Origin of the sequence: Streptomyces sp. NRRL B-1347 (assembly GCF_000720325.1) — a bacterium.
Lineage (GTDB): Bacteria > Actinomycetota > Actinomycetes > Streptomycetales > Streptomycetaceae > Streptomyces.
The window spans coordinates 295,080-317,122 of sequence record NZ_JOJM01000004.1 but is presented as its reverse complement, the minus strand read 5'-3'; the positions used below and the strand labels follow the sequence as shown (position 1 = coordinate 317,122).

Below are 22,043 nucleotides of genomic sequence, written 5' to 3'. Positions count from 1 at the left end.
CCACGTTCGCCGTTCGCCGGGCCAGAGACTTCTCCTCACCCCCTGGAGCGCCCCATGGATCGACGCGACTTCCTGATCATCAGCGCCCTCACCCCGCTCGCCGCCACCTGGGCCACCGAGGGCCACGCGGCCGCCAGGAGCCCCCTGGCCGCCGCGGACCACACGTTCGGATTCTCCGCGGACGGCAGCCAGTTCCTGCTCGACAAGGAGCCCTTCCAGATCCGCAGCGGTGAACTGCATCCGTGCCGCATCCCCGTGCGGTACTGGCGCCACCGCATCCAGATGGCCAAGGCGATGGGCCTGAACACCATCGGCGTGTACCTCATGTGGAACTACCTGGAGGAGCGCCCCGGCATCTTCGACCTGACCACCGACCGGCGCGACTTCGCCGCGTTCGTCCGGCTGTGCCAGGCCGAGGGCATGTGGGTGCTGTTGCGCCCGGGGCCCTACGTGTGCGCCGAGTGGGACCTCGGCGGTCTGCCCGCCTGGCTGCTGAAGGACCCCGCGGCCAGGATCCGCGTACGGGCCGCGGCCGACCCGCACTACATGGCGGCGGTCCGCCGCTACGTCAGCAAGATCGCACCGGTGGTCAAGCCCCTCCTCGTCGCCAACGGCGGGCCCGTCCTCATGGTGCAGATCGAGAACGAGTACGGCTCGTTCGGCGACGACGCCACGTACGTCGACGAGATCCGTCAGGCCTGGCTGGACGCGGGCGTTCCCGGGCCCTTCTACACCCAGGACGGCCTGGCCCAGGTCAAGGCCAACCGCACCAACGTGCCCGGCGGAGCCATCGGCCTGTCCGACGGGGACGCCGCCGCCATCGCCGACTGCCGCCGGGCCTTCCCCGCGGTGCCCGCGTTCATCGGCGAGTCCTGGGCCGGCTGGTTCACGGCGTGGGGCGACAGCGGATTCGCCGGCATCGGCAAGGACAAGTCCCCGGTCCTGCGCGGCCTCATGCAGTCCAAGCTGTCGTTCAACATCTACATGATTCACGGGGGCACCAGCTTCGGCTACTGGGCCGGGGCCAACTCCGCGGACGACGGCAGCGGCTACACACCCGACATCACCAGCTACGACTACAGCGCGGCGATCACCGAGCAGGGCCGCCCGACCGCGAGCTACACCGCGTACCGCTCCCTCATCGACAGCTACCTGGACGAGCCGCTGCCTCCGCTTCCCGCGGCCGTCCCCACCATCACCCCGAGCCCGGTGACGCCCCGGGCGTACGCCTCGCTGTGGGACAACCTCCCCCGGCGCTGCCGCCGTCCCGGACGGTCACCGCCCAGCCCATGGAGACCTACGGCCAGAACTCGGGCTTCGTCCTCTACCGCCGCCCGCTGTCCGGATACGACGGCGCGACCCTGCACGTCACCGGCGTGCACGACTACGCCACGGTGTTCCTCGACGGCGTCTACCAGGGCGGCTTCAGCCGGGTCCCGGTTTGGCCGTCGTACGCCGGACCGCTGAAGGTCACCACCGGCAGCAGCCTCTCCCTCGGCGACGCGGACGCGACCCCGACGCTCGACGTCCTCGTGGAGGGCCTGGGCCGGGTGAACTTCGGGCACTACGTCGACCGCAAGGGCATCACCGGGCAGGTGTCGCTGTCCGACGCCGGTGCGCTCGACGGCCCGCTCACCCGGTGGCAGACCTACTCGCTGCCCGTCGACGAGAAGTTCGTGGCCTCCCTGCGCCCGGCCATCAGCGACCGCAGCAGAAGCGGCCTCTTCTTCCGCGCCGCCCTCAGCCTCGACAAGACCGGCGACACCTACCTGGACATGTCCGCCTGGACCAAGGGCGTGGTCTTCGTCAACGGCCACCACCTCGGCCGCTACTGGTCCGTCGGCCCGCAGCAGCGCCTGTACTGCCCCGCCCCCTGGCTGCGGACCGGCCGCAACGAGATCGTCGTCTTCGACCTGCACCAGACCACGCCGCAGCCCATCGGCTTCGCCGCCGCCCTGCAGAGCACCTACGTCCTCACCAACCGGCGCAGCGGCAAGGTCCTCGACGTACCTGACGAGTCGACGGACCAAGGCGTGCAGCTCGTCCAGTGGACCCGCCACGGCAAGGCCAACCAGCAGTGGCGCCGCACCACCCTGTCCCACGGGCTCACCACGTTCGCCAACTCCCTTTCAGGGCACCACATCGACGTCCACAGCGAGTCCACGACCCCCGGCGCGCCCGTCATCCAGTGGCCCGCCACCCGCGGCGCCAACCAGCAGTGGCGCCTGGCCGACACCGGTGCCGGCCACGTGAAGCTCGTCAACGTCCACAGCGGCAAGGTCCTCGGGGTCGAATCCAACTCCTCCGCGGACGGCGCGAAGATCGTCCAACAGAACGACACCGACGACACCAGCCAGCACTGGCACCTCGACGAGCTGTAGCCGCCGAGGGCTCAGCGGGCGGCGATGCCGGTCGCGGCGAGGATCTCCGTGGCCGACGCGCTGTTGCCGTCCTGTACGGCCAGGGTCATGGCGGCGTGGGCGGCCCCCTCGTCGGCGTACGGCGGGAGCATCAGGAAGGAGAAGATGTCCTGGTGGCCGCGGGTGACGAGCATGGTGTGGTCGTCGACGTCGGACCAGTCGATGCGGACCAGGTGACCATCGACGGCCACCGAGTGCAGGTGCACGTCCCACGCTCCGGCGTCCAGGCCGATCCGGGCGACCGTACCGAGCTTGTCGGTCAACGCGCGGATCAGGCCGGGCAGTTGCACGGCGAGGTTCCGGGACCTGGGCCACCACGCGCCGTCGAACGTGCCGTCGCGCCGGGACGTCGTCGCCATCCTGAGCAGGGCCGCGCCGGAGAACGTCTGTCGGCTTCCGGATTCCGTCGGGAGAACGACCGGACCGGCCGGATCGTCACTCATGGCACACCTCCCAGGTGCAGTGGCCACCACGGTCGGTCACGTACGCGTGAGGCCGCTGGGCGGCGAGGACACCTCAGTCCTTCCAGCCTACTCCTGGCCGCTGTGCGCACGGAGCGTGACCTGTACGGCCGGTCCGTGCGCGCAATCGTGGTCGGGCGGGCCGCAGGAGTAGGCTCATGGCCACTGGGAGCGTTCCTCGACCGCCTTCCCTGCCGGTCGCCCTCTCGGTCCAAAGCACCGGGCTCAGCACCTACGGGGTTCGGGGACAGGTCGACACCATGCCGGTGATCACCGCACGTACTCCGCTTCCCGCACCGGGCACCGGCGGCGACGCACGCCCGATGGCCGACGGGAGCGTCCAGGGCCGCATCGTCGCCGACGACCCCGAAGCGGCCTGGCAGGTGGCACAGGTCCTGCGCGAGCGCCTTCTCTGCGACGAGCCCCGCAGCTACCCCACCGGCAGCGAGGGCGACGGCGTCCGTCTGCATCTGACGGTCGACACCCTGCGGACCCGCCCGACGGCACCGGCCCCGCACACCTGGCTGATCGACAGCGGGTCGCAGGCGCGCCGCACCCACGCCGACGAGACGGCACACCCCTGAGCCGACCGCCACACCGTGCCCGGCCCCGGCCCGAGGCACGTCACCGCCCCCTGCCGCAGCCCGCCACGCACGCCCGCACAGCACCCCGCCACGCCGTACTCCCAGGGAGATCAACATGACCGCGCCCCTCGTCGGCCCCCACTCCCTCACCCGGCTGCGCCTGGCGCCCGTCGGAGGCGGTCCCCGCAGCATCGACGGCGTCTGGTGGCCCCACACCGACGACCTCGTCACCGAGCTTCCGCGCCTGCTGCGCACCCTGCCGCGCACCTGGGCACAGATCGTCCACGTCACCGTGCGCACCGCCACCTGGTCCGCCTTCCCCGGCCGGATGCTCTGCGCGGGCCAGGTGCTCCACCTGCACGGAAACTCCGCCGTGCACGCCCCCGCCACGGTCTGTCTGCTGGCGCCCGGCGCCGGGCGCTGGGACCTGCTGGTCGTACCGCACCTGACCGACGACAGGGAAGGACCGCGGCTGATGGCCGCCGCGTTCACGGAAGAGTGACGACCCCGACGGCGCCGCCCGGTCTTCCAGTACGCTCAACACACGGTCGCCCCAGACCCGGCCCTCTCCGTGCATGCCGCCCAGCGCAACAGAGGCTCTGCGCAACGCGAAGCAGCAACCTTCCTGAGGAGATGGGGCGGATGAGCCCGCATCCCGACCTCCCGGAGTCGGCCGGCCGGCCCGCTCTTCCCGTCCTGTTCGACGACTGCCGTCTGGTCCGCGCCCGGGGCGAGCTGGATCTGACCACCATCGCGCCCCTGGAGCACGACCTGCGCCTCGCCCGCACCGGAGCCGGACGACACTGTCTCATCGTGGACCTCACCGAGGTGACCTTCATGGACGGAAGCGTCCTCAGGCCGCTGAACGAGGCCTGGTCCGACTGCCGGGCCCGGCACGGCTGGATCCGGCTCGTCTACACGCTCCCCGCGACCCGGCTGGTCTTCCGGGCCGGTGGCCTCGTCGACCGGTTCCCCGGATACGCGAGCGCCCAGGACGCCTGGCAAGGCACGGCCGCCCGCCCCGGACCGAGCCGTCGGGCCGCTCACAACGGTGACGTGTGATGTACGGTCTGTGTCGGCAGGAGTCCCGCACGGGGAGGTCCCGGCCTCGGTGGAACGGAGACCGGTGACCAGCAACGGCATGGCCGAGGCTCTGCGTTCGCTGCGCCCCGGAAGCAACAGCGATCCCGCGGAGACCAGTGCGCGCGCGCTGGGGGTCGCGGGCGTCACCGTGTCCGTCTTCCCCAAGTCCTCGGCAACGGTGAACGGCACCCGCACGCCGGAGCCGCTGTGGTCCTTCCCCGAGCTGAGCCGCCGCTTCGAGGAACTGCAGTTCACGCTCGGCGAGGGCCCGGGCCCCGACGCCGCACACGCCGGAGTGCCCGTACTGGAACCGTTCCTGAGCCGCGTACGCCCCGACCGCTGGCCCGCGCTGCTGCCCGCGGCACAGCGGCTCGGGGTGCGTGGAGTGTGCTGCTTCCCCCTCGGCCTGGGCGCCGCACGGCTCGGGATACTGACCCTGCTGTGCGACGGGGAGCGCGGCCTCAGCGACCAGCAACTCCTGGACGCGAACACGCTGTCCGCCGCCCTGACGGCAGCCCTGATGAACGGGAGCGGTCCGACGCATGGCAGCAGTACGGGTGACGACGGGCCGTTGTGGCCGATCGACGGGCTGCACCGTGCCGTCGTGCACCAGGCGACCGGAATGATCAGCGTCCAACTCGGGGTCTCGATGGTGGAAGCCCTGGTGCGGCTGCGTGCCTTCGCCTTCGGCAGTGAACGCCCTGTCGGGGACGTAGCAGACGATGTCGTGGCCCGACGGCTGCGATTCGACGACGATAGGAACGGGCCTCATTCGCCCGACGGTGGAGAGGGATGATCGGTATGGCCCGGGAACAGCGCCTCGCGAGGGTGTTCGTCGAGATCGCGGACTCACTCATCGACGACTTCGACGTCCTCGACCTGCTGCAGCGCCTTTCGACACGCTGCGTGGAGCTCTTGGACGTATCCGCCGCGGGGATCCTGCTCGCCGACGCCCACGGTGAACTTCAGGTCATCGCCGCCTCGGACGAGCACACCCGCCTCCTCGAACTGTTCGCCCGGCAACACGACCAGGGGCCCTGCGTCGAGTGCTTCCGCGTCGGCGAACCCCGCACGAACATCGACCTCAGGCGTCCCGAGGCGGCCATCGCCTGGCCCCACTTCACGCCACGGGCCCGCGAGATCGGGTTCGTGGCCACGCACGCCATCCCCCTGCGGCTGCGTGACCGGGTGGTGGGCGCCCTCAATCTGTTCCACACCTCCGTGCACCCGCTCGGTGACGACGACATCGCTCTGGCCCAGGCGCTCGCCGACGTGGCCACGATCACGATCCTGCAGCAGCGCACGCTGGAGCAGTCGCACGTGGAGAACGCCCAGCTGAACTCCGCGCTCACCAGCCGGATCCTGGTGGGGCAGGTCAAGGGAGTGCTCGCCGAGCGCTGGGACACCTCGGTCGACGAGGCGTTCACCGCGTTCCGCTCGTACGCCCGCTCCCAGCACCTACGCCTGACGGACCTCGCCCGGTGCATCGTCGACGGTACGTTCGACACCTCCGTCATCCCGGCTCCCGAGGCCCGCATGTGACGGCAGGGCGTGGCGCAGCACGCGGCCCCACATCGACGCGTACTGGCGCCACAACGGGCCGGTGACGTACGGCAGTCCGTAGCGGTCGCAGATCTCGCGTACGCGCGGGGCGAGCTGGGCGTAGCGGTTGCTGGGCAGGTCGGGGTAGAGGTGGTGCTCGATCTGGTGGCTGAGGTTGCCGGTGAGGACGTGCAGGAGGGGGCCGCCCTCGATGTTCGCCGAGCCCTGGATCTGCCGCAGGTACCACTCGCCGCGGGTCTCGTCGGCGAGCCGCTCCTCGGTGAAGGTCTGCACCTCGCCGGGGAAGTGGCCGCAGAAGATGACCGTGTGCGCCCAGATGTTGCGGGCGGTGTTGGCGGTGAGGGCACCCACGAGGCAGGGCAGCGCGGAAGGGCCCGCGAGGAGCGGGAACAGGACGTAGTCCTTGGCCGCCTGGCGCACCGCCTTGCGTGCCGTGCCCGACGCGTCGCGCAGGAAGGCGCGCACGCTCTTGCGCCCCTGCGTCACAGCGTCGGCCTCCAGGTCGTACAGGGCGATCCCCCACTCGAAGACGGGCGCGAGCAGGGCGGCGTAGAAGGGCTGGAGCGCGTGGAACGGCCGCCAGGGCTGGTGCGGGCTCATGCGCAGGATCGTGTAGCCGAGGTCGCGGTCGCGGCCGACGACGTTGGTGTACGTGTGGTGCAGGTGGTTGTGGGTGCGCTTCCAGGCGTCGGCGGGGCTGGCGAAGTCCCATTCCCAGGTGGTGGAGTGGATCGCCGGGTCGGCCAGCCAGTCCCACTGGCCGTGCAGGACGTTGTGGCCCAGTTCCATGTTCTCCAGCGTCTTCGCGACCGTGAGCAGGGCGGTGCCCGCCAGCCAGGCGGGCGGGAAGAGGGACACGGCGAGGGCGGCCCGGCCGCCCGCCTCGCAGCCGCGCTGCACGGCGATCACCGTACGGATGTACCGGGCGTCGTCCGCACCGCGTGCCGCGACGACCTCGGCACGGAGCCGGTCGAGTTCGCGGCCCAGCTGTTCGGTGCGGTCGGCGTCCGGAGCCGCCGGAGCGGCGTCGCTGAAGGGGGCGGCGGTCGTGGGCATGGTGTCTCCATGGGGTGTGGTGCGGCCCTGCGGGGGCCGCTCGTCGGCCGGATGCCCGGGGGGAACGGCCGGGTCACAGGTCGAGGAGGAGGGGGCCTGCGGCCGCGTTGACGCAGGTCTGGATCAACTCGCCTGGTTCACCGCGCACTTCGCCGGTGCGCAGATCCCGCACCCGCCCTTCGGCGAGCGGCACGAGGCAGCCGAAGCAGATGCCGCGACGGCACCCGTACGGCATCGCCACGCCCGCCGCCTCGCCGACCGCGAGCAGGGGCACGGAGGCCCGCGCGTCCGCCTCCACACCGCTGCGGCCGAACCGGACCGGCGCACCGGCGGCGTCGCCTTCCCGGGGCGGCAGGGGCGCGAGCCGGAAGCGCTCCACGCGCAGCCGTTCCCGTACGCCCGCGGCCGCCCAGCTCTTCTCGGCCGCGTCGAGCAGCCCGGAAGGCCCGCACACCCAGGCGTCCCGGCGGCGCCAGTCCGGGCAGAGCGCCGCGATGCGGTCCGGGGTGAGCCGACCGTCCGTGCGCGTGTACGCCAGGCGGACGGTCAGCCACGGCAACTGGGCGTCGAGGAGAGTGAGTTCGGCCCGGAAGAGGCACTCCTCCGACTGGGGCGCGCTGTGCAGGAGCACGGTGTGGGGCACGGGGCCGGGGCGCCGGGCCAAGGTGCGCACCATGCCCATGACGGGCGTGACGCCACTGCCCGCCGTCACGAACAGCAGCCGCTCGGGCAGCGGCTGCGGCAGCACGAACTCGCCCTGTGCCGGGCCGAGTCGGAGCACGATGCCCGGCCGGGTCCGGTGGACCAGGTGCGGGGAGACCCGGCCGCCCCGCTGCGCCTTCACCGTGAGGGTGAGCGGGCCGGTGGGCGACGAGGTGATCGAGTACGTGCGCCAGTGCCGCACGCCGTCGATCTCGACGCCGACCGGCAGGTACTGCCCGGCCAGGTGCCCGCGCCAGCCCCGGCCCGGCCGGATCACCAGCGTGGCCGCCGCCGGGCCTTCCGGGAGCACGGCGGTGACCCGGCCCGCGGGGTGCCGCGCCGACCACAGCGGATCGAGCAGGCCGAGGTAGTCGTCCGGCGAGAGCGGGCTGGTCAGCCAGGACACGGCCGCGAGGGCGCGGCGCCCGGACCGCCCGTCGGCCCACGCGGTGAGCCGGGAGGCGACGGCGGGCGGCGGGGAGGGCGGCGACGAGCGGGGGTTCACGGACACGGCGGTACCCCTCCGGGGTCTGCGGTTCCGGTCGGGCCCGCACCTCGACGGCCGGACCCGTACCTCAGCGACCCGCCGTCGTCGCCGGGCCGTCGGGGCCGAGCGAAGCACACCTCGCGGCGGACCACACCGCCGCCGGGGCGCTTTGCGCCATCCGTCGCACCGCTCCTGCCAGCGGGGACGCACCGGCATCCAGGGTGCAGTGCGGAGGTCCGGCCGGAAGATGGCCAGATGGTGACGCCGCCCGTGAGCGGTCGCGTCCCAGAACTCCGCCGTGCTGGACGGCCCGTCCAGCACGGCGTGTTCGGTCTCGGTCTCCGTGCGGCGCCAGCGGGGCGGCCGGGTGACCCCTACTTCTCCACGGTGTAGCGCAGCTGAGCGAAGCCGCCGAGGTTGGCGGTGGAGTCCAGGCGGAGCGGGACGTCCTTGGTGAGTTCGCCGAAGAGGCGGTGGCCGGCGCCGATCAGGACCGGGGCGACACTGATGATGAACGCATCGACGCGACCCGAGCGGATGAAGCTCTGGACGAGCCGTCCGCCGTCGGGATAGACGTGCTTGATCCCCCGCCGGTCGAGGTCGGCAACAAGGCTGTCCATGTCGCGGTAGACGGTGACGCGCGGGTCGACGTCCTCGGGCAGCGTGGTGCTCAGGACGCCCACGTGGCGGTCGCCGTAGTGCCAGTTCTCCTCGCCGAAGCCTATGACCTTGTCGTAGGTGTTGCGGCCCATGATCACGGCGTCGACGGAGTCGAGGAACTCGACGAAGCCCAGGTCGCCGGCCTTCTCGCCGCGCGAGGTCAGCCACTCGATGTCGTCGTCGGGGCGGGCGATGTAGCCGTCGAGGCTGGTGCCGATGAAGACGGTGGAGCTGAAGGTCATGAGGTCCTCCCGAGCAGGTGGTCGAGGTCGTCGTGGAGCAGGGCGGCGGGATCGCCGTCACCGGTGAGGGCCCACCGCAGCAGGGAGCCGTCAGTGGTGACCTTGATGGCGCGGGCGAGGCGCGGCACGTCGGTGCCGGACGGGAGTTCGCCCTTGGCGACGGCGTCCGCGAGCAGTTCTTGGAGTGCCGCGTCCACCGCGCGGGTGTGCGCGGCGGCGTGGACGCGGAACTCGGGGTCGGACAGGTCGAGCTGGAGCATGCCGAGGTGATTGGCCATCTCCTCGGGTGTGGACAGGTGACGGGCGAACTCGTCGGCGACGGCGTGCAGCGCAGCCAGCGGCGAGTCGTGCTCGGCCCGCGCCCGCCGGTACGGCACGGCGGCATCCGCGGCCGCGTCCGCGGCGAACGCCAGCAGCAGGTTCCGCTTGGAACCGAAGCGCTGCGAAAGCGTCGCCGGAGAGACCCCCGCTTCGGCGCCGACATGCGCCAGGGTGAGCCTGCCGGGGCCGTGCGAGCCGATGGCACGCCCGGTGGCGGCGAGGATCTCGGCGTCGCTGGTAGCGCGTGGTCGTGGCATGGGTTCCTCCTTCCGTGATCGACTGTAGCACATTAATAAATGGCCATTCAGTTATTAACTGATTCCGGAGAGAGGACGGGAGGGAAGGCTGAGCCGGAGGGCCTGCGGGCTCCGCCTCACCGGCCGACGACAGCGACGGCGAGGCGGTGGCCGAGCAGCTGCGGCTGGCCACCAGGGCGGACCGGATCGCCCTGGCCGAGCAGACCGGATCGCCCTGGCCGAGCTGAAGGAGCGGCTGGAGCGGACGTACGCCTCGAAGACGTACGCCGAACTGGAGGCCCTGATCGCGTTCTTGCCCGCGGGTGGCGGCGTGCGCAGTTCGTGCCCCACGTCGTCCAGGAAGCAGCGCAGGCGCGCCACGGAGGCCTCAGCAGCAGCCCTACAAGGCGTGAGCGGTCACACAGCCAGCTCTGGCCACAGGTCCGTGAAAGCGCAGGCCAGAGACGGACGTTGCAGCATGCTTCGCCGGGTTGTCCACTGCGGGGCGGCGGTCAGTCACGGACGCATGAGCAGGGGTCGGCCGTCATGTGGTGTCCAATGGTGCGGCTGCTTCACGCCTGGAACTCGGTGAGATCGATGGTGTGCACCTGCAGGGGATAGTCGTACTCCGGGTGCGCCGTCTCCCGCTCGGGCACCATGCCGAGCTTGCTGATGATGTTCCCGGAGGCGTGGTCACCCACCTGGCTGATGCTGATGACGCGGTCGAGGCCACGGTCCTGGAGCGCGAACTCCAGCGTGGCGTGGGCGGCCTCGGAGGCGTACCCCTGACCCCAGAACTGTGAGCCGAGCCGCCAGCTGATGGCCACGGCGGGCATTACCTCCGGCAGGAACTCGGGCACGGACAGACCCGTGAAGCCTGCCAGTTCGCCCGAGGCCAGCAGCTCGACGGCGAAGAGTCCGAAGCCCTCCTCGTCCCACTCCTCCTCCCACCTCTCGATTTCCTCTGCGGTGTGGTCCAGGTCGCGCACCGAGCCGTCGTCGATCCAGCGCATGACCCGCGGGTCCGCGTTGATGTCCGCCATCGGCGCGAGGTCGTCGTCGTGCCAGCGACGCAGGAGGAGGCGGGGGGTACGGATCTCGGTCATGGCGCCCATCCTGCCGAAGGAAGTGGCCTTATCGGTAATCCGGCGCTCGGGCAGCGAGGCTGCGAGGTGAGACCGATGCGGCTGAGAGCTATCGCGGGCCTGCGCACCGGCCGGTAGCCGGCCGGTGGCCGGTCAGTGGCCGGTCAGTGGTGACTGGGTCTACCGGTTCGCGGTTTCGCGAGCGGTGATCCGGTTCGTGCGAGCGACCGCGCGGCCCACCGCGTTGCGCACTGCGAGGCCCGGCCGGGTGCGGGGCACCATGAGTCCGGAGAGCAGGCCGACGCGTCGCTGTCGCGGGCCTACCTCGCGGCGGAGCCGCGCCTCGTAGGCGGCGAAGGCGCGGGCGTGATCGCCGGGATGGGCGGCGAGCTCTTCCGCGAGGGCGTACGCGCCCGCCATCGCCATGCTGGACCCGTCACCCAGAAGGGCTGTCGCCGCCGCGGCGTCCCCGAGCAGCACGACGCGTCCGCGGGACCAGGAGGGCACCCGGATGGTGGTCAGGGGGTCGAAGTACGGGGCCGGGTGGTCGAGGAACGCCGCTACGAGTTCCGGTGCCCGCCACCGCACGTCGGCGTAGGCGTCGGCCACGGTCTGCTTGTGCAGGGCGATGTTCTTGCGGTCGTGGGCGGCTGCCTGTGCGGCCCGGAAGGTGAAGATCGCGAGAGGGGTGGTCCGGGAGGGGTGGACGACCAGCATCCGGTTCGGCACGGTCAGCATCGTCATCTCGCTCGGGTCTTCGACGGCGTCGGGTGACAGCGGCACGGTCGCGCCGTACAGGCCCAGGTCGCTCGCGAACTGCCGCTCAGGTCCGAATGCCAGGCGCCGCACGGTGGAGTGCATCCCGTCGGCGCCGACCACCAGGTCGAAGCGCCGTGGCGCGGCCCGCCGGAAGGTGACGTCGACCCCGCCCGCGTCCTGGTCGAGAGCGGTGACCGTGTCGTCGAACAAGAACTCGGCCTCGGTCTGCGCCGAGCGGTGGAGCACCTCGGACAGGTCGGCTCGGGTCACCTCGACCGTGGGCGCCTTGTCCGAGGTGAGCGGGAGTCGCAGGATCGGCCTGCCGCCGGGGTCGAGCAGGGTCAGTGACCGGTTGCGGGTGGCGAGCCCGCGGAGCTGCGGGAGGATGCCCATGCGGTCGGCGACCGGGATCGCGGGCCCCTTCACGACGATCGCGCTGCCACCGGAGCGCAGCTGCGGGGCATGTTCTATGACCGTCGGCCGGTAGCCGTTCCGGGAGAGCCAGTACGCGAGTGCGGGCCCCGCGATTCCGGCACCGACTATCAGCACCTCGGGCTTCTTCATGACGGTGACCTCTCGGAGTGTCGATGACCGGGCCCCCGGCGAGTGCCGGGCCGGGTCTCGGGGCGCGGCGGCACGGGCAGGGGGGCAGGGGGCAGCACAATCGGACCAAGGTACGAAATCTTTCGTACCTTGGCGCTCAGTGGAGCACATCCCTCAGGTACGATTCAAGTCGTACCTGAAGGGGGTGCCGCGTGCCCGGGAAGAACCTGGCCGGCCCGAAGGCCGATGCGCTCGATCTGGGCGCGGTGTTTCGTGCCCTCGCCGACGAGCACCGTCGTTCGGTGCTGACGCAGTTGGCCACCGACCGCGGCGACAACGAGCGGGGCTGCAACTCGTTCGATCTTCCGATCTCCAAGCAGACCCAGACCCACCACTTCCGCGTCCTGCGCGAGGCCGGCCTCATCGACGAGATCGACTACGGCAACCGCAAGGGCGTCCGTCTCCGACGCGCGGACATCGAGAAGAGATTCCCCGGACTGCTCGCCCTCCTGGAAGCAGAGCCTCCAGGCGCTGCCGCTCCTCGCTGAGCACAGGTGGGCACGGACGTTCGCCCCATGACCCCTTCGGCTCCCGGATGCGGGCCCGCTCCCCCTGCGGGCGAATACCGCAGCCGTCTCGTTGGGCCTCTTGCCCGCCGGCCCAACCCGCGCCGGGGCACTCACTGACCCAGCGAAAACCCCTCCTGCCCCGAACGAATCGGGCCAGGAGGGGCTTCAATCACGGGATCCTACGTACAGCTTGGAGGTCACCTCTGTCCCCTGGACGCCCGGGACCTACGGTTCCGCACCTCCTTCCTTCACCTGCCGAATCCCACGCGAACGGTGGAGCTCAGCGGGGCAGGAGCCCCCGTGCTGCCCCGCTGAGTGCCTTCGGGTCAGGCCCGGTTCAGTTCGGCGGGCAGCTGCGGAGCGCCGGCTTGCGGGGGGCACTCTTCGGCGGCGCCGCCGTCGGACAGGTGGTCGTCGGAGATCCATCCGTGGGTCTCGGTCCCCGCGATCCGCGCGTACGTCCAGGTGTTGCCGTAGTCGTTGAGGGCGTAGCACCAGTAGTAGACCTTGGTGCCCGCGTCCATCCCCTTGACGTTGCCGCAGGCGGCGTAGGGGCCCTTCTTCATGTTGGCGCCGCGTTCGAGCGTGCCGGAGCCGTGGTCGTAGTTGGCGTACTTCCATCCCGAGCAGGTCACTGCCGGGGAGGCCGCCTGGGTCGGTGCCGCCGCCAGGGCGCTCAGTCCGAAGGCGAGGCTGCCGACGGCAGCCAGGGCCGCGGCGTGTCGCTTGAGTCGTGTCATGGATCGGTTCCTTTCTGGTCGATGTCCGCCGAGTGGGTCCTGGCAGACGGCGTAGTGCGGCTTGAAGGCGACGGTGCGCGGGACGGCTGGAGGGCTGCCCGTCATCGCCTCGTCGTCGTGGTCGGCCACGGAGAAGGGCCTTCTCGCTGGGGGCCTTCTCGAGGTTGTACGTGGCGGTCGGCTTCCCCCCACCCAGTGGAGTTGGTCCGGTGGTACGGGGGCGTGCAGTTGACGTTGGCGCACGCAGAAGCGCCTGGAGGAAAGCCGAAGCGGGGGGTCTAGCCGGCCACGCGGTCGTAGACGTAGAGGAACCACTTCATCCGGCCGTCGAGGCCCCGCTTGTACTTGCAGTCGGAGTCCTTCCACCAGTGCTTGCGCTCGCCCGCCAGGCCTTCCTTGACGCACGCGCTCTTGGTCCAGTAGGCGCGGTAGAAGGTCCACCCCGAGGCCGCCTTCGCCGCGGAGTCGGCGGTGGCGGTGGTGCTCATCGACACCTGGGGCTGGGACGGCGTCTGCGGCGCGGCGTTCGCCACGCCGGTGAAGCCCACGAGGCTGCCGCCGGCCACAGCCACCGTTGCCGTGGCGCTCACCAGGTGCTTGCGCCATGCGGAGGAAGTGGTTCCTTGGACACGATTCACGAAGACTCCTCTGAGGTCGGGGTGTTCCGTAGTGCGAAGCCGTAACGCGCTTGTGCGGGCCGGCGTCCGGCGCCACGGGCCATGCGGCCGGGCGGGGCGGGGCCCGGCCGGAGCGGTAGGCCGTGGTGACCGGTGCGCTATCGAGTTCAGCGGCTGCCGGGTTGTTGCACAGCCCCGTTCTGTGGCGTGAATCAAGCCGATGCGTGGCTGGAAGTGGGCCAGGCTCCTGGCCGAGGTGCTGGTTGTAGCGGCGCGAAAGGCGTTCGTAAGCTGTCAGCTGATGATCGTTTGGGCGTCGGGGGGCCAGGGTGGGGCGCAAGGAGAATCCGGTTGATCCCTTGGCGGGGCCGGTGCAGCGCTTCGCATTCGCGTTGCGCGCGCTGCGCAAGGAGGCCGGCGGGATCCCCTACCGGGACATGGCCCCCAAGGCCGGCTTCTCCGCGGCGATGCTGTCGCGGGCCGCGTCCGGGCAGAAGCTGCCGTCCTTGCCGCTGGCCCTGGCGTACGTCCGCGCGTGCGGAGGCGACGAGCAGGAATGGGAGCAGCGCTGGCACACCGCTGCCGGGGAGCAGGAAGCCCAGCCCCCGGACCCGCCCGGTGACGACTCCCCGGCGCCCTACCGCGGTCTGGCCCGGTACGACGTGGGCGACGCGGAGTTGTTCTTCGGGCGGGAAGCGCTGACCGACCATCTGATGGCCAGGTCGGCGGAGCACCGCCTCATGGTGGTGGTGGGCCCGTCAGGCAGCGGCAAGTCGTCCCTGCTGCGGGCCGGGCTCATCCCACGGCTGCGCGGTGTCGAAGGCCGGGCGCGGCCCGCCGCCATCCGGATCCTCACCCCGGGCGCGTCCCCGGCCCGCACCCACGCGAAGGTGTGCGTACCGGCTGTCGACGCGGGCGAGACCTGGCTGGTCGTCGATCAGTTCGAGGAGGTCTTCACCCTCTGCCGCGACGCGCAGGAGCGAGCCGCCTTCCTGGATCTGCTCCTGGCCGCCACGGAGTCCGACAGCCGGTTGCGTGTCGTCCTCGGCGTCCGTGCCGACTTCTACGCGCACTGCCTCGCGCACCCCGACCTCGCCACGGCCGTACGGGAATCGAGCGTGCCGGTCGGGCCGATGAGCGGCAGCGAGCTGCGTGCGGCGATCGTCAAGCCCGCCCAGGCGGACGGCTTGATCGTGGAACGTGCCCTGACCGCCCGTCTCATCGCGGAGGTCGAGGGCGAGCCCGGAAGTCTGCCCCTGCTCTCGCACGCCCTGCTGGAAACGTGGCGGCGCCGCCGGGGCCGCACCCTGACCGTCGAGGCGTACGAACAGTCGGGCGGCATTCGGGGCGCCATCGCCCAGACCGCCGAGGACCTGTACACACGGATGAACCCGGTGCAGGCCGCGCACGCCCGCCGGGTCCTCTTGCGGCTGATCACTCCGGGCGACGGCACCCAGGACACGCGGCGCCCCGTCGACCGCGCCGAGCTGGACCTCGCCGACGCGGACGGTGGCGTCGCCCTCGTCCTGGCCGACCTCGCGGCCGCGCGGCTGATCACCCTGGACGACGACACGATCGACCTCGCGCACGAAGCGCTCATCACCGCATGGCCCAGGCTGCGCGACTGGATCGAGGAGGAACGCGAACGGCTGCGGACCCAGCGCCGCCTGACCGAAGCGGCCCGCGTCTGGCACGAATCGGCTCGGGACCCGGGCACCCTCTACCGCGGCACGCGCCTGGCCGCGGCGGAGGACCTCCTGGCCGACCCGGATCAGCTCACCGGCCTGGAACGCTCGTTCGTGAGCGCCAGCCGCCTCGCGCACACCCGTGAACACCGCCGACGCCGTCGGCTGCTGGCCACCCTGGCCGCCGTACTCGTCCTGGCCCTGGTGGCCGGTGCCGTCGCCTGGCAGCAGAACCGCGTCAACAACCGCCAGCACCAGGAGGCGGAGGCCCGCCGCATCGCCGCCGTCGCCACCGGCATGCGCGCCTCCGACCCCGTGCGGGCCATGCAACTGAGCGCGGCCGCCTGGAAGCTCGCGGAGACGACGGAGACACGAGCCGCGCTGTTGGGGGCCGTGACGCAAAAGGAGGAGGCCGCGTTCCGCATCCCCCGGTCCGGTGCCGCGGAGCCGGACCACCATCTGACCGCGTCCGGCCGTCGACTCGTCTCCGTCGACAGCGAACGGATCCGGGTGCGGGACCTGACGACCGGCCGTCTGACCCACACCTATCGCGGCATCGGAAAACAGGAACTGATGGATGAAGGGCGCGTGAGCGATGACGGCCGCACCCTGGCCATGGACGCCGCGGACGGAGTGCGGCTGTGGGACGTCCGCGCCGGGCGAGCCATCGGCACCCTGCCCGACATCGTGCCGTTGACGTGGGACTTCAGCCCGTCCGGACGGCTACTGGCGACTGACGACGGCACCCGTGGTGACGTGGAAGCCGTGGTCGAGGAGAGCGGCAGCACGGCGCCCGCAAGGCAGGAGCGAGAGGAGGCAGCACCCGACGGCGTGACGCAGGTGTGGGACGTCCGCAGCCGCCGCGTGCTCCTGCGTCTGACCGACCCCGGTGGCAAGGCGCCCCTCTTGAGCATGGCCATCAGCCCGGACGACAGCCGACTGGCGGTCTGCCGGGAGCGGCGCCACCCAGAGGTGTGGGACATCCGCGCGCGGCGAAAGCTCACCGTGAAGATCAAGGCCATCTGCGGGGAAGGACAGGCCGCGTTCACGCCCGACGGTCGCCGACTGGTCCTGTCCACGGGCAGCGGCATCCAGCTGTGGGAGCTGGCCTCCGGCAAACGCCTCGCCCGGATCAAAACCCCCGGAGCCGAGGCCCTGCGGGTCAGCGCCGACGGGGATTTCGTCGCCGCCGCGACCGACGACGAGATCCGTCTGTGGCGCTTCTCGGCACCCGACACCCCGGTGTTCCGCTACCCGCTGGCCAACGAACGGCCCAGCCAACTGGCGCTCGACACGGCGAACCGCTCCATCCGGTACGTCAACGGTGGCGGCACCGTCGTCCGCACCCTCAGCCTGGGGCAGGCGACCAGCAAGGACTGGCGGCGACAGCCGCTGAGAGCCTCCCGGCTGAGCCCTGACGGGCGCACCACGGCCGCCGTCCGCGAACACGGCCGGACCCTGGCCCTCGACCTGGTCGACGCGCGCAGTGGCCGCAGCCGCGGCACAGGGCTCGGCACGCCCTGCCCGAAACGGTCCACCGACTGCCACGACCACGTCGTGTTCAGCCCCGACAGCCGTTACGTCGCCCACATCCGGCTCCGGGAAGGACCGCTTCCGACAGCCCCACCGCCCGCACCGATCACCGTGACGAACACCCGGACGGGCCGCACCCACGCCCGGGTGAACGTACCCGCCGAGGACCTGAGCTGGATGACGCTCTCCGCGGACGGACGCACCCTCATCCTCTCCCGCACCTCCATGGACCACTCCCTGGAGTTCTGGGACATCAGGACGGGAAAGCGGCTGAAGAGGCTCTCACGCTTCTACTCCGACAGCCGGTTCACGGCGCGGAGCGACGGGAAGAAGCTGATATCCGAGGGAGGCGACATGGTCGAACTGCCCTCGGGGCGCGTGACCCGGCAGGTCCTGGCCCCCGACGAACTGGCCGCGCTGGCCTTCAGCTCCGACGGCACCCGCCTGGCCGTGGGCGACGTGATGGGCGGCGTCACCCTGTGGGACGGAGACGCCCGCAAGCAGCTCGGCGTGCTGCCCGGTCTCTACCCCACCCGCAAGGGCGGCCCGCACGAAACGCTCTCCGCCCTGGCCTTCTCCGCCGACGGCCGCCTCCTCGCGGTCGCCGGTGACGCCGGGACCCTCCACATCTGGGACGTGGCCTCCAGCCAGCTGCTCGGCACCTCCCTGTCCACCCCCGGCGACACCATCACCTCGCTGGCCTTCAGCCCGGACAGCCACACGCTGTACGCCACAGGCCGGCACGTGCGCGTCCAACGGCACGACATCGATCCCGCGACCCTGATCACACAGGTGTGCCGACGAGCCGGATCCGGTCTGTCACGCGCCGACTGGGAGACCCACCTGCCGGACATCCCCTACCGCGACACCTGCTGAACCGCCTCCCAAAGCCTGATGCGGAAGGCTTCTACACGCGGCCGCTGTCCAGTGATTGCCGTGGATCCGGGCGGGAGTTGACCCTCGCGCCCTCCACCGCCTCGTCCGTGATCGTCGCCGGAGTTCCCTGCGCCCTGTCGTCGGCCCGCGCCCGCTGTGGGGACACGGTCCAGGTGGTGGCGCCGTCGGTGAACTCGTAACGAAGCAGGGGCAAGGCCCGGTCCAGGAGATCGACCATCGCGAAGTGGTCGGGCGCGTCGCCGGTGAGGAGGTCCATGAAGGTGCTGCCCACACCGCCGGAGAGGTGGTCGCCGGGGCGGACGTAGGGCCGGTAGCCGGTGATGCCCTCGAGGGAGCGGACCTCGTCGGCGCCGGTGAGAGCACGCAAGTGGCAGGGGCTGTCCGGGGCCAGGCCGTTGAACTGGAAGAAGACCCGGTCGGGCGGTGCCGGAGCGGGCGGCGGGGCGGCGCCGAGGGCAAGGAGCGCGGCCGTCCGGACGAGGTCCGCTCCGCAGGCGCGGCGCGACAGTTCGTTGAGGTGGCCGCCGAGACGACCGTTGACCTCGATGATGCGGGGGCCGTGGGGGGTGAGCTTGATCTCCGTGTGGCAGATGCCGGTGGTGACGCCGAGCGCGGTGACCGCCCGTACCGCCAGGTCCGACACGGCCGCGGTGCGGTCGGGGGCCAGCGCGGCGGGCCAGAACTGGCCGCTCTCGCGGAAGGGCGGGGTCAGCGGGTGCTTGCCGGTCACCGCGAGCACCCGCGTGCCGTGCGGGTCCGTCGCGGTCTCGACCGACACGTAGTCGCCGAAGGGCCCGCCCGGCTGTCCGCTCAGTAGTTGTTCGACCACCCAGGACTCGCCGGGGTCGGTGAAGAGCCGTGACCGCAGGCTTTCCGCCTCCGCCCGGTCGTGGACGGCGAAGGTGCCCCGGCTGCCCTGCCCCTGTACGGGTTTGACCACCGCGGGCAGTCCGACGGCCGCAAGCGCCTCCTCCCAGGCGGCGGCGTCCGGCACCAGGTGGCAGGCCACCGCGTCGACTCCGGCGGCGCGCAACCGCTGCCGCTGCCGGTACTTGTCGGTGAGGACCTCGGCGACCTCCGGCGTGTGGTGGGGCAGGCCCAGGGCGTGGGCGAGACCGGCCGTGACGCGCAGCAGGTTCTCGGAGAAGGTGAGCACCCCCGCCGGGGCGAGCCGTCGTACGAGGACGGCGTCCCGTTGGGCGCTGCCCGTCAACTGGACCACCCGGCCCAGCTCGGCCAGGACCGGGCGCAGCGTGCGTACGTGCGCGGAGCGGGGCAGCAGGAAGACCACCGGGACCAGGCCCGCCACGCCCACCGCGATCTCAGCCGGGGAGACGGAGCCCACGTCGTACGCCACCACGAGCGGTGCCGGTTCACCCATCGTGAGGCTCCGTCCCGGCCGCGTGCACGTCCCGGGCCGCGGCGCGCAGGCCGTCGATGGTCAGTGCCTCGTACTTCTCCACCTGTTCCTCGGTCACCAGGTGCGGGTCGAAGGAGAGGAGGAGGCCACTGCCGAAACCGGGGTAGTCGAGGGTGAAGTCGCAGGACATCGGGTGGCTGGCCTTGTCCCGGTCCCACCATCCGTCGGCGGAGAGGGCCGTGAGTTCGGACACGCGGCGGTAGACGTGGAAGTCGGTGAAGTTGAAGGCCACGTCGAAGGACCGCCGCCCGGCGTTCTCCTCGATCAGCGCGAGGGGATAGCGCTGGTGGGGAGCGGCGGCGGTCTCCGTCTCCCGCAGCGTCCGGGCCAGTTCGGCCCAGGTGCCGGACAGGGACGGCAGGCGCAGCGGAACGGTGTTGAGGAAGAGCCCGACGACCCGGTCGGCGTCCGGCAGTTCGGGGCGCCCGTTGACCACCACGCCGGTGACCACGTCGGTGGTGCGGCCCGCCATCCGGCCAAGGGCCCAGCAGTGCACCGCGAGGAGCAGGCTCTTCAGCGGGACCCGTGCCTCCGCGGCCTGTGCGCGCAGGTCGGCGAAGAGGCCGGCGGGCAGTGCCGTGGCCCGCCGCCCGGAGGCGTTGGCCGAACGGCCGTACCGGTCCCGGTCCACCAGCGGCGGCGCATCGCACTGGGCGCGCCAGAACGCGGCGGCTTCCGGGGAGTCCACGGCGGCCCGCTCGAGGCGGACGAACTCGGCGGCCGCGGCCGCGGGCGGCTCCGGCAGTCCGTGGTCGGTGCCGGACAGGTGGGCGTCGTAGAGGGTGAGCAGGTCGACGACGACGGTGGCGAAGCTCCAGCCGTCCATGATCGCATGGTGCATGGCCACGGTCACCCGGAAGGTGTCGCCGGGACCGGCGGCCACATGGCAGCGGAACAGGGGCGCCTGCTCCCAGTCCAGGGTGGTGGAGAGCTGTTTGTCACGCCAGGCGGACACGGCCGCGTCGGCCTCGGCGGCCGTGCCCACGCGCTCGCTCTCCAGTGGCTCGGCCACGTCGCCCCAGAACACTTGCAGGGACTCCGAGTAGCTGCCCAGATCGAAGGAGCTGCGCAGCGCGGGGTGCCGGTCCATCAACTCGCGCAGGGCCGACCGGAAGAGGTCCTCTTCGTAGGGCGCCGTCACGCGCAGCCCGATCAGGTCGTGGTAGAGGCTCGGGTCCTCGGCCATCTCGCACTGGAAGATCAGGCCGGTCTGGAGCGCCGAGGCGGGCAGCGCGTCCAGCGCGCCCGCGGGCAGGGCCGCCCGGTCCTCTGGTTCCACCAGGGAGTCGCCCGGGTACGCCGGGGCGGCCGCCGCCTCCTGCGGGTCGGCGCCGACGGTGGCCGCGGCGCGCAGGTGGTCCACGAGTTCGTCCACCGTCGGGTTCATCAACAGGTCGATCAGGCGCAGCGGCATGCCCTGTTCGGTCGCGCGCGTGACCACCCGCACGGCGATGAGGGAGTCACCGCCGACCGCGTAGAAGTCGTCGTCCGGCCCGATCCGGTCGGACCCGATCTCCTCCTGAAAGATCGTGAGGAGCGCGTGGGCCGTCGGCTCAGGCGTCATGGGCCGTCTCCTTTCCTGCCAGGGTGTCGGTGAGGGCCTCTTCCACGGCGGCCAGGACGGCGTCGCGGTGCCGGCGCAGATAGAAGTGACCGCCCGGGTACATGCGGATGTGGATCGGCGTGGTGAAGTGGTCCTGCCAGCGGGCGAGGCGGGACTCGGTCACGTCGTCCTCGGTGCCGCCCAGGGCGAGCAGCGGCAGGGACAGGCGGCCGAACTGCGGCACGTAGTCCTGCAACAGGCGCGTGTCGGCGCGGAGCGTCCCGAGGATCAGCTCGCGCAGTTCGGGCTCCTCAAGGACTTCGGCCGGGGTTCCGCCCATGGCGAGGACGCGCCGCAGGAGCCACTCGTCCTCGCTCTCGCCGGGCCCGGGCCGGGCCTGGTTCACCGGCGGGCGGGCCGAGATGACCAGGAGTGCGGGCGCGGGGTGCCCGCCGCGCTCCAGCCAGGCCGCCGCCTCGGCCGCGATCGCGCCGCCCATGCTGTGTCCGAAGAGCACGAAGGGCTGCGGGGCCCTCTCGACCATCAGCTCGCCGATCAGGGAGGCGAGCTCAGGCATGCGTTCGATGCCGGGCGTGCCGATCAGGTGCTCGCGCCCCGGCAGTTGGACGGGCTGGACGTCGAGGGTGGTGGAGGCCCTGACCCACTCCCGGTAGGCCGAGGCGCCCCCGCCCGAGTGCGGCAGGCAGAACATGGTGGCTCGGGCGCCTGGCAGTCGGTCGTCCCAGAAGGGCAGCAGAGCGTCGGCGGTCGTCATCGGCGGTTTCCCTCTCGGCGGATGGTCGTGGCCCGGTCGTCCGTGGTGCGCGAGCGCGTCGG

The 22,043-nt window shown here is 71.7% G+C and carries 20 protein-coding genes and 1 pseudogene; 9 read left to right on the top strand and 12 right to left on the bottom strand.

Features of this window, described 5'->3' with window-relative positions; translation table 11 throughout:
• Positions 1 to 54: 54 nt before the first annotated feature.
• Together IG74_RS45635 and IG74_RS54380 are read left to right on the top strand one after the other, a co-directional pair.
• A pseudogene (locus IG74_RS45635) lies at positions 55 to 1,134 on the top strand (beta-galactosidase); the annotation flags it as partial.
• Between the two features lie 155 nt (positions 1,135 to 1,289).
• Entirely contained in the window at positions 1,290 to 2,381 is a 1,092-nt protein-coding gene (locus tag IG74_RS54380) for an RICIN domain-containing protein (protein WP_324607491.1), read from the top strand.
• Between the two features lie 11 nt (positions 2,382 to 2,392).
• Here IG74_RS54380 and IG74_RS0106860 read toward each other — a convergent pair whose 3' ends face one another.
• Positions 2,393 to 2,863 carry a DUF5994 family protein gene (locus tag IG74_RS0106860; RefSeq protein ID WP_030671241.1) on the bottom strand — a complete coding sequence of 157 codons (471 nt, stop codon included), beginning with the start codon at positions 2,861 to 2,863 and terminating at the stop codon, positions 2,393 to 2,395.
• Between the two features lie 284 nt (positions 2,864 to 3,147).
• Here IG74_RS0106860 and IG74_RS0106855 point away from each other — a divergent pair, with 284 nt between their 5' ends.
• The 5 genes from IG74_RS0106855 to IG74_RS0106835 all read left to right on the top strand — a co-directional run bounded on the left by IG74_RS0106855 (position 3,148) and on the right by IG74_RS0106835 (position 6,090).
• Positions 3,148 to 3,465, top strand: coding sequence for a hypothetical protein (locus IG74_RS0106855; protein ID WP_324607490.1), 318 nt, complete (start codon positions 3,148 to 3,150; stop codon positions 3,463 to 3,465).
• Between the two features lie 115 nt (positions 3,466 to 3,580).
• Positions 3,581 to 3,967: a DUF5994 family protein gene (locus IG74_RS0106850; RefSeq protein ID WP_030671238.1), complete on the top strand. Its 387-nt coding sequence runs from the start codon at positions 3,581 to 3,583 to the stop codon at positions 3,965 to 3,967.
• A gap of 140 nt (positions 3,968 to 4,107) precedes the next feature.
• Positions 4,108 to 4,527 carry an STAS domain-containing protein gene (locus IG74_RS0106845; protein WP_030671236.1) on the top strand — a complete coding sequence of 140 codons (420 nt, stop codon included), beginning with the start codon at positions 4,108 to 4,110 and terminating at the stop codon, positions 4,525 to 4,527.
• A 64-nt stretch (positions 4,528 to 4,591) separates the two neighbouring features.
• The gene (locus tag IG74_RS0106840) at positions 4,592 to 5,344 is read left to right on the top strand and encodes an ANTAR domain-containing protein (RefSeq protein WP_030671234.1); all 753 of its coding nucleotides are present in this window, start codon (positions 4,592 to 4,594) and stop codon (positions 5,342 to 5,344) included.
• The gene (locus tag IG74_RS0106835) at positions 5,341 to 6,090 is read left to right on the top strand and encodes a GAF and ANTAR domain-containing protein (RefSeq protein WP_030671232.1); all 750 of its coding nucleotides are present in this window, start codon (positions 5,341 to 5,343) and stop codon (positions 6,088 to 6,090) included. The genes IG74_RS0106840 and IG74_RS0106835 overlap by 4 nt, the downstream gene beginning before the upstream one ends.
• On the opposite strand, the gene IG74_RS0106830 is transcribed toward IG74_RS0106835, so the two are convergent.
• The 6 genes from IG74_RS0106830 to IG74_RS0106795 all read right to left on the bottom strand — a co-directional run bounded on the left by IG74_RS0106830 (position 6,007) and on the right by IG74_RS0106795 (position 12,223).
• Positions 6,007 to 7,167: a fatty acid desaturase family protein gene (locus tag IG74_RS0106830; protein WP_030671229.1), complete on the bottom strand. Its 1,161-nt coding sequence runs from the start codon at positions 7,165 to 7,167 to the stop codon at positions 6,007 to 6,009. The genes IG74_RS0106835 and IG74_RS0106830 overlap by 84 nt on opposite strands.
• Before the next feature lie 73 nt (positions 7,168 to 7,240).
• The gene (locus IG74_RS0106825; RefSeq protein ID WP_030671227.1) at positions 7,241 to 8,275 is read right to left on the bottom strand and encodes a ferredoxin reductase; all 1,035 of its coding nucleotides are present in this window, start codon (positions 8,273 to 8,275) and stop codon (positions 7,241 to 7,243) included.
• Between the two features lie 455 nt (positions 8,276 to 8,730).
• Positions 8,731 to 9,258, bottom strand: a complete 528-nt coding sequence (locus IG74_RS0106820) for a dihydrofolate reductase family protein (RefSeq protein ID WP_030671224.1) — start codon at positions 9,256 to 9,258, stop codon at positions 8,731 to 8,733.
• On the bottom strand, positions 9,255 to 9,836 hold the full coding sequence (locus IG74_RS0106815; protein WP_030671222.1) for a TetR/AcrR family transcriptional regulator: 582 nt from the start codon (positions 9,834 to 9,836) through the stop codon (positions 9,255 to 9,257). Before IG74_RS0106815 ends, IG74_RS0106820 begins: the two co-directional genes overlap by 4 nt.
• Positions 9,837 to 10,387: 551 nt before the next feature.
• On the bottom strand, positions 10,388 to 10,921 hold the full coding sequence (locus tag IG74_RS0106805) for a GNAT family N-acetyltransferase (RefSeq protein ID WP_030671219.1): 534 nt from the start codon (positions 10,919 to 10,921) through the stop codon (positions 10,388 to 10,390).
• A 159-nt stretch (positions 10,922 to 11,080) separates the two neighbouring features.
• A complete protein-coding gene (locus IG74_RS0106795; protein ID WP_030671214.1) occupies positions 11,081 to 12,223 on the bottom strand; it encodes an FAD-dependent monooxygenase in 1,143 nt (380 codons plus the stop codon).
• Between the two features lie 191 nt (positions 12,224 to 12,414).
• Here IG74_RS0106795 and IG74_RS0106790 point away from each other — a divergent pair, with 191 nt between their 5' ends.
• The gene (locus IG74_RS0106790; RefSeq protein ID WP_030671211.1) at positions 12,415 to 12,750 is read left to right on the top strand and encodes an ArsR/SmtB family transcription factor; all 336 of its coding nucleotides are present in this window, start codon (positions 12,415 to 12,417) and stop codon (positions 12,748 to 12,750) included.
• 347 nt (positions 12,751 to 13,097) lie between these two features.
• Here IG74_RS0106790 and IG74_RS50875 read toward each other — a convergent pair whose 3' ends face one another.
• Positions 13,098 to 13,511, bottom strand: coding sequence for a hypothetical protein (locus tag IG74_RS50875; protein WP_051854640.1), 414 nt, complete (start codon positions 13,509 to 13,511; stop codon positions 13,098 to 13,100).
• Between the two features lie 278 nt (positions 13,512 to 13,789).
• A complete protein-coding gene (locus tag IG74_RS0106780) occupies positions 13,790 to 14,149 on the bottom strand; it encodes a hypothetical protein (RefSeq protein WP_158857503.1) in 360 nt (119 codons plus the stop codon).
• A gap of 350 nt (positions 14,150 to 14,499) precedes the next feature.
• On the opposite strand from IG74_RS0106780, the gene IG74_RS0106775 reads away from it, so the two are divergent.
• Entirely contained in the window at positions 14,500 to 18,222 is a 3,723-nt protein-coding gene (locus IG74_RS0106775; RefSeq protein WP_051854639.1) for a hypothetical protein, read from the top strand.
• A gap of 31 nt (positions 18,223 to 18,253) precedes the next feature.
• Here the strand turns inward: IG74_RS0106775 and IG74_RS0106770 are convergent, their stop codons facing one another.
• Genes IG74_RS0106770 through IG74_RS0106760 form a run of 3 tightly spaced genes read right to left on the bottom strand, consistent with a single transcriptional unit; the run spans position 18,254 to position 21,981 of the window.
• Positions 18,254 to 19,624, bottom strand: coding sequence for an ATP-grasp domain-containing protein (locus tag IG74_RS0106770; protein WP_051854638.1), 1,371 nt, complete (start codon positions 19,622 to 19,624; stop codon positions 18,254 to 18,256).
• The gene (locus tag IG74_RS0106765; protein ID WP_030671182.1) at positions 19,617 to 21,227 is read right to left on the bottom strand and encodes a condensation domain-containing protein; all 1,611 of its coding nucleotides are present in this window, start codon (positions 21,225 to 21,227) and stop codon (positions 19,617 to 19,619) included. Before IG74_RS0106765 ends, IG74_RS0106770 begins: the two co-directional genes overlap by 8 nt.
• Positions 21,217 to 21,981, bottom strand: a complete 765-nt coding sequence (locus tag IG74_RS0106760; protein ID WP_051854637.1) for a thioesterase II family protein — start codon at positions 21,979 to 21,981, stop codon at positions 21,217 to 21,219. Before IG74_RS0106760 ends, IG74_RS0106765 begins: the two co-directional genes overlap by 11 nt.
• Between the last annotated feature and the right edge of the window lie 62 nt (positions 21,982 to 22,043).